This window comes from Streptomyces sp. NPDC088553, assembly GCF_044752965.1.
Taxonomy (GTDB): Bacteria; Actinomycetota; Actinomycetes; order Streptomycetales; family Streptomycetaceae; genus Streptomyces.
Map to the genome: position 1 here is coordinate 230,104 of NZ_JBIVMG010000012.1, position 6,136 is coordinate 236,239.

Consider the following 6,136-nt stretch of genomic DNA (forward strand, 5'->3'; position numbering starts at 1 on the left):
GGTGTTTTCCGCCATCGTCAGGCGAGTCCTGAGCCGTTCAGGTGGGCGAAGGCCGCGGTGATCCGGGGGCGGTCGTAGCCGGCCGGGCCGGCGGCTCCGCTGGAGAGCAGGGTGTGGAGCAGGATCCGGGCCTTGGCGGGGTCGAGGGGGCCGGCCGGGATCAGTCCGTGGTGCAGCAGGTCGTACTCGGATCCGGGGCCGCGGTAGGTGTCCGAGAGGGTCGGGCCGCTTCCCGTACGGGAGGCGAGGACGACCGGGATGCGGCGGGCGATCTCGGCGAGCGGTTCGACGAGCCGGGCGGGGGCGTGGCCGGCGCCGAAGGCGGCGACGACGAGGCCCTGGAAGCGGTGGTCGACGGCGTCGAGGAGTTCGCCGCGGTCGCCCAGGGAGAGGGTCACGAGGGCCACCCGTACCTCGGGGTCGAGTTTCAGCGGGCAGAACGCGGCCTGGACGGCGGGGCGGAGCAGGATCCGGGGTTCGCCCTCGACGATCGTGCCGAGCGGCCCGGCGCCGGGTGAGGCGAAGGTGGCGACGGAGGTGGTGTGGGTCTTGCGGGCGAGGCGGGCGGCGTGGATCTCGTCGGCGAGGACGACGAGGACGCCGAGGTTCCGGCAGGCGGGGTGGGCGGCGACCGCGAGTGCGGCGGCCAGGTTGGCGGGGCCGTCGGCGCCGGGCAGGTCGGGGCGGCGCATGGCGCCGGTGACGACGATGGGCTGCTCGGTGGTGCAGAGCAGGTCGAGGAGGAAGGCGGTCTCCTCCAGGGTGTCGGTGCCCTGGACGACGACCACGCCGGAGCCTTCGGCGACGGTGGCGCGGACCTCGGCGGCGAGGGCGGCGAGGTCGGCGTGGGTGAGGGTGGAGCTGGGGACGCGGCGGAAGTCGTTCAGGACGACGTCGTGGTCGCCGCCGAGTTCGGCGAGGACCTCCTGGCCGCTCATCCGGGCCGCGTCACCGCCTCGTGCGGAGATGGTCCCTCCGAGGGTGAAGACCGTGACGCGGGCCATCAGCGTGCTCCGTCCGCAATCGTCTCGTGGTGGCGGATGACCTCGGCGATGATGAAGTTCAGCAGTTTCTCCGCGAAGGCCGGGTCCAGTTTCGCGCTCCCGGCGAGTTCCCGCAGCCGGGCGATCTGCCGGGCCTCGCGGGCGGGGTCGGCGGGCGGCAGCTGGTGCTCGGCCTTGAGGACGCCGACCTGCTGGGTGCACTTGAAGCGCTCGGCGAGCATGTGCACGACCGCCGCGTCGATGTTGTCGATGCTTTCGCGCAGCCGGGTCAGCTCGGCCCGTACGGCCTCGTCGGGCTGGGACGGGGCCGGGGCCGGAGACGGGGCGGTCTGGTGGGGGCGCGGGGACTCACTCATGATCTGCGAGCTTAGACGGATCTCGGGGGGATCGTGGGCGGGTGTTCGGGATCCGGAACGGTGTGGCTCCAGCCGCCGTGCACCGAGCGTCCCTGCTGTTCGCGGAAGCGGATGGGTGCGGTGCCGACCCGGCGGGTGAAGAGGCGGGAGAAGTAGGCCGGGTCGTCGTAGCCGACGCGTCGGGCGACGGCGGCGACGGGCAGCTCGGTGGCGGCGAGGAGTTCCTTGGCGCGGCCGAGGCGCACGGTGAGGAGGTAGTCCTTGGGGCTGCACCCGGCGGCCCGGCGGACGGCCGTGCGCAGCTCGGCGGCGGTCATGCCGTGCCGGGCGGCGTGTTCGGCGACGGAGAGGGGCTGGAAGGCGTCGCGGGAGAGGGCGGCGAGGACGGGGTCGCCGTCGGCGTTGGTGTCGGCGCGGGCCCGGCGGAGCGCGACGAGGAGTTCGTGGACGGCGGCGCCGGTCTCGACCTCCAGGAGGGGGTTGCCGGCGCGGGCGGCGCGGGCGATCCGGCTGATCGCGGCGCGGGCGGGTGCGGCGTCGGCGAGGGGGACGACGGGCCGGTCGGGTTCGATGTAGCCGAGTTCGGTGTAGGTGGCGGTGGCGGGCCCGGAGAAGTCGACGAAGGCCTCGTCCCAGCCGGTGCCGGGGTCGGCGCCGTAGTGGTGGGGGATGCCGGGGGTGAGCCAGAGGAGGGCGGGGGCGGTGACGGTGGTGCGGCGGCCCTCGGGGCCGCGGTACCAGCCGCTGCCGGCGGAGACGACGACGGCGACGTGGTGGTCGAGGGTGCGGGGTCCGACGGTGGGCAGGGTGCCGTGCTGGAGTCCGACGCCGAGGCAGACGAGGCCGAGGCGGTGGTGGACGGGGCTGGGCGTGAAGTAGCGCATCCAGGTGTGGTACATGCGGTGGTGCCCCTCCCCAGGCCCCTCCGGCGGATCGCGGCCGGGCGGGCGTCTAACGTCCAAACTGCGACGATCTTTGTCCATGGACCGGTTCGCCGCCAGAGGGCGAGGGTGAGGCCATGAGCACGTTCGCTGTGGGTGACGAGGACTTTCTGCTCGACGGTCGGCCGGTGCGCCTCCTGTCGGGGGCGCTGCACTACTTCCGGGTGCACGAGGGGCAGTGGGAGCACCGGCTCGGGATGCTGCGTGCGATGGGTCTCAACTGTGTCGAGACGTACGTCCCCTGGAATCTGCACGAGCCGGAGCCGGGGCGGTACGCGGACGCGGACGCCCTCGGCCGGTTCCTGGACGCGGTGGCGCGGGCCGGGATGTGGGCGATCGTGCGCCCGGGGCCGTACATCTGCGCCGAGTGGGAGAACGGCGGTCTGCCGCACTGGCTAACCGGCCCGCTGGGGCGGCGGGTGCGGACCCTGGACCCGGGGTTCCTGGCGCCGGTGGAGGACTGGTTCCGGCGGCTGCTTCCGCAGGTGGTGGAGCGGCAGATCGACCGGGGTGGGCCGGTGGTCCTGGTACAGGTGGAGAACGAGTACGGCAGTTACGGCAGTGACCGGGGCTACCTGGAATGGGTGGCGGAGCTGTTGCGCGGCTGCGGGGTGAGCGTCCCGCTGTTCACCTCGGACGGTCCCGAGGACCACATGCTGACGGGCGGCTCGGTGCCGGGGGTGCTGGCGACGGCGAATTTCGGTTCGGGGGCGCGGGAGGGTTTCGCGACGCTGCGGCGCCATCAGCCGTCGGGGCCGCTGATGTGCATGGAGTTCTGGTGCGGGTGGTTCGACCACTGGGGTACGGAGCACGCGGTGCGGGCCGCGGCGGACGCGGCGGAGGCGTTGCGGGAGATCCTGGAGTGCGGGGCCTCGGTGAACGTCTACATGGCGCACGGGGGTACGAACTTCGGCGGTCGGGCCGGTGCGAACCGGGCCGGTGATCTGCACGACGGTCCGCTGCGGGCGACGGTGACCTCGTACGACTACGACGCGCCGGTGGACGAGGCGGGGCGGCCGACGGAGAAGTACTGGCGCTTCCGCGAGGTGCTCGCGGGGTACGCGGAGGGGCCGCTGCCGGAGGTTCCTGAGCCCCCGGCGCGGCTCGCGGGCCCGGTGTCGGGCGCCCTCGACGGGTGGGCCGCGCTGGAGACGGTCCTGGAGGTGCTCGGCGACGAGGAGGCGGTGACGTCGGTGCCGCCGACGTTCGAGCAGCTCGGTGTGGACCGGGGCGTGGTCCGTCATCGGGTGGTGGTGCCGGGTCCGCGGCAGCCGTATCCGCTGGGGGTGACGGGGCTGCGGGACCGGGCGGTGGTGTACGTCGACGGGGCCCCGGCGGGGGTGCTCGACACGACGGACGGGGAGGACGTGTCGCTGCCCGGGCCGGTGGCGGGTCCGGCGGTCGTCGATCTGTGGGTGGAGTCGCTGGGCCGGGTCAACTACGGGCCGCGGCTCGCGGAGCCGAAGGGGATCACCGGGGGCGTACGGCACGAGCGGCAGTATCTGCACGGGTTCCGGTCCCGGGCGCTGCGTCTCGACGCGTTCGAGGCGCCGGCCGTGGACAAGGTGCGGTGCGAGCCGGCGGCGGGCCGGAGCGGTCCGGGGCTCTACCGGGGGACGCTCGACGTGAGCGGGGCGGGGGACGCGTGGCTGCGGCTGCCGGGCGGGACCCGGGGCTTCGTGTGGGTGAACGGCTTCTGCCTCGGCCGGTACTGGTCGGCGGGGCCGCAGGACGCGCTGTTCGTGCCGGGTCCGGTGCTGCGGGAGGGCGCGAACGAGGTGTGGGCGCTGGAGCTTGAGGGGGAGGGCCGCCCCGGGGTCGAGCTCGGCGTCGTACGAGCAGCGCAATAGACAGCCGGATCGGGCACGCGACGGTGCCCCGGAGCCGAGGCCGCTCCGGGGCACCTGTTCGTGCGTGCGCTACAGCGTGGCCGCGGCCGACTTGATCGCGGAGGCGAAGGTCGAGACCTCCGTGTAGACGCCCGGGTAGCCGGCGCGGGCGCAGCCCTCGCCCCAGCTCACGATGCCGACCTGGACCCACGCTCCGGCGTTGTCCTTGCGGAACATGGGGCCACCGGAGTCGCCCTGGCAGGTGTCGACGCCGCCCTGGCTGTAGCCGGCGCAGATCTCCTCGGCGGGGACGAGGTCGCTGCCGTACGAGCTCTGGCAGGAGGCGTCGGAGACGAACGGCACGTTCGCCTTGAGCAGGTAGCGCTGCTGCCCGCCGCCCTCACGGGCGGCGCCCCAGCCGGCCACGGTGAAGGTGCCGCTGTTGTACGCGGTGGTCTCGGCGATCTTCAGGTTGGGCAGCGAGGTGATCGGGCTGGCGAGCTTGATCAGCGCCCAGTCCTTGCCCTTGCCGTTGTAGCCGGGGGCCTGGAGGACCTTGGTGGACTTGACCTTGATGGCGCTGCTGCTCTGCAGGTCCACGACTCCGGCGGTGGCGGTGATGCTGGTGTTGTTGCCGGAGCCGCTCACACAGTGGGCCGCGGTGAGGACGACCTGCGGGGTGATCAGCGAGCCGCCACAGCCCATGGAGAGCCGGACCATCCAGGGGAACTCGCCCTGGGCGGCGCGGGTGCCTCCGACGACGGGGGCGGGGGCGGCGGAGGCGGTGGTGGGCTGGAGGCTGACGGCCGCCAGGACGACGGCGCCGGCCGCGGCGAGCTTCTGGAGCGCACGGACCATTCGGTTCTGATTCACGTGTCTGCCTTCTCTCATGGGGGGTTGCCTCGACAGATGATGACGTGCACCCGTCAAGTCATGTCCGGATTATGGACAACTCTCAACTGCCGCCACAAGGAAGCCTTTTCAGCCACACCGGACGGGACCGTAAAATGGGCCAGAGGGGGGGTCCCGCATGCCGCACCGCGAGGAGGGCGACCGCGTCGCCCACGGCTTTCCGCACCGCGCCGCCGTCGGGGCCTCGCTCACCGCGCTCTACCGGCGCCTCTCCCCCGACGGCGTGCACCGCTACCCGACGAGCGTGCCGCCTGCCGACGTGGCCCTCGGGGACGACGAGGACCTGCATCTCGGCACCCAGCGGGTGGCCCGCGCCCTGGTCCGGCACCTGCGGCTGCCCGAGGCGCGCCTGGTGGTGAGTTTCCGCCCGATGGAGCACGCGGCGGCCGTCGAGCTCGCCGCCGGACCCGAGTACTTCGTGGAGCTCAACGACCGCTTCCGGACCCGCCGCCGGGACATCGGCGCGGCCCTCGCCCACGAGATCACCCATGTCCTGCTGCACCGGCTCGGCCTCGGCTTCCCCGGGACCGCGGAGAACGAGATCCTCACCGACGTGGTCACCACGTACCTGGGCGCGGGGTGGCTGCTGCTCGACGCGTACCGCCGGGACGGGGTGGAGAGCCAGAAGCTCGGCTATCTGACCCCGGAGGAGTTCGGGTACGTCCTCGCCAAGCGTTCCGGGGTGTTCGGTGAGGACCCGTCACCGTGGTTCACCAGCGCGGTGGCGTACGAGGCCTGGGTACGGGGCCGGGCCGAGGCCGACCGGGAGCGGGCGGCGCCGCCGCTCGCCGGGGCGGGCTGGGCCGAGCGCCGCAGGTACGGCTGGGAGCGGCGCCGGGGCCGGGCCGGCGAGGGCGCCCCGTACGCCTTCACGGGCGGGGCGCCGGCGACCGGTGTCTCGTTCCTCTGCCCGGTCTGCCGGCAGCGCCTGCGGATCCCGGCGGGCCGGGCGCTGAGGGCCCGGTGCGGGGTGTGCCGGACGGTGCTGGAGTGCGCGGGCTAGGTGTATTGACCCGCAGCGTTGTTGACGCGGCTGATGGGCGGGTGTCCGTCGAGTGCGGTGTGGCAGCGGTGGTGGTTGTAGGTGTGGAGGA

At 73.5% G+C, this 6,136-nt stretch carries 6 protein-coding genes; 2 read left to right on the forward strand and 4 right to left on the reverse strand.

Annotated elements, in window-relative coordinates; all coding sequences use genetic code 11:
* Window positions 1-17: 17 nt before the first annotated feature.
* Genes ACIP8Z_RS33260 through ACIP8Z_RS33270 form a run of 3 tightly spaced genes read right to left on the reverse strand, consistent with a single transcriptional unit; the run spans window position 18 to window position 2,259 of the window.
* Complete coding sequence (locus ACIP8Z_RS33260) at window positions 18-1,004, reverse strand: asparaginase (RefSeq protein WP_402090040.1); 987 nt, start codon at window positions 1,002-1,004, stop codon at window positions 18-20.
* Window positions 1,004-1,360 carry a chorismate mutase gene (locus tag ACIP8Z_RS33265; RefSeq protein ID WP_402090042.1) on the reverse strand — a complete coding sequence of 119 codons (357 nt, stop codon included), beginning with the start codon at window positions 1,358-1,360 and terminating at the stop codon, window positions 1,004-1,006. Before ACIP8Z_RS33265 ends, ACIP8Z_RS33260 begins: the two co-directional genes overlap by 1 nt.
* Before the next feature lie 11 nt (window positions 1,361-1,371).
* Complete coding sequence (locus ACIP8Z_RS33270) at window positions 1,372-2,259, reverse strand: AraC family transcriptional regulator (protein ID WP_402090044.1); 888 nt, start codon at window positions 2,257-2,259, stop codon at window positions 1,372-1,374.
* A 119-nt stretch (window positions 2,260-2,378) separates the two neighbouring features.
* Between ACIP8Z_RS33270 and ACIP8Z_RS33275 the strand changes: the two genes are divergently transcribed.
* Window positions 2,379-4,151 carry a beta-galactosidase family protein gene (locus tag ACIP8Z_RS33275; RefSeq protein ID WP_402090046.1) on the forward strand — a complete coding sequence of 591 codons (1,773 nt, stop codon included), beginning with the start codon at window positions 2,379-2,381 and terminating at the stop codon, window positions 4,149-4,151.
* A 69-nt stretch (window positions 4,152-4,220) separates the two neighbouring features.
* On the opposite strand, the gene ACIP8Z_RS33280 is transcribed toward ACIP8Z_RS33275, so the two are convergent.
* Window positions 4,221-4,988: a S1 family peptidase gene (locus ACIP8Z_RS33280; protein WP_402090066.1), complete on the reverse strand. Its 768-nt coding sequence runs from the start codon at window positions 4,986-4,988 to the stop codon at window positions 4,221-4,223.
* 172 nt (window positions 4,989-5,160) lie between these two features.
* On the opposite strand from ACIP8Z_RS33280, the gene ACIP8Z_RS33285 reads away from it, so the two are divergent.
* A complete protein-coding gene (locus ACIP8Z_RS33285; protein WP_402090048.1) occupies window positions 5,161-6,045 on the forward strand; it encodes a hypothetical protein in 885 nt (294 codons plus the stop codon).
* Window positions 6,046-6,136: the final 91 nt, after the last annotated feature.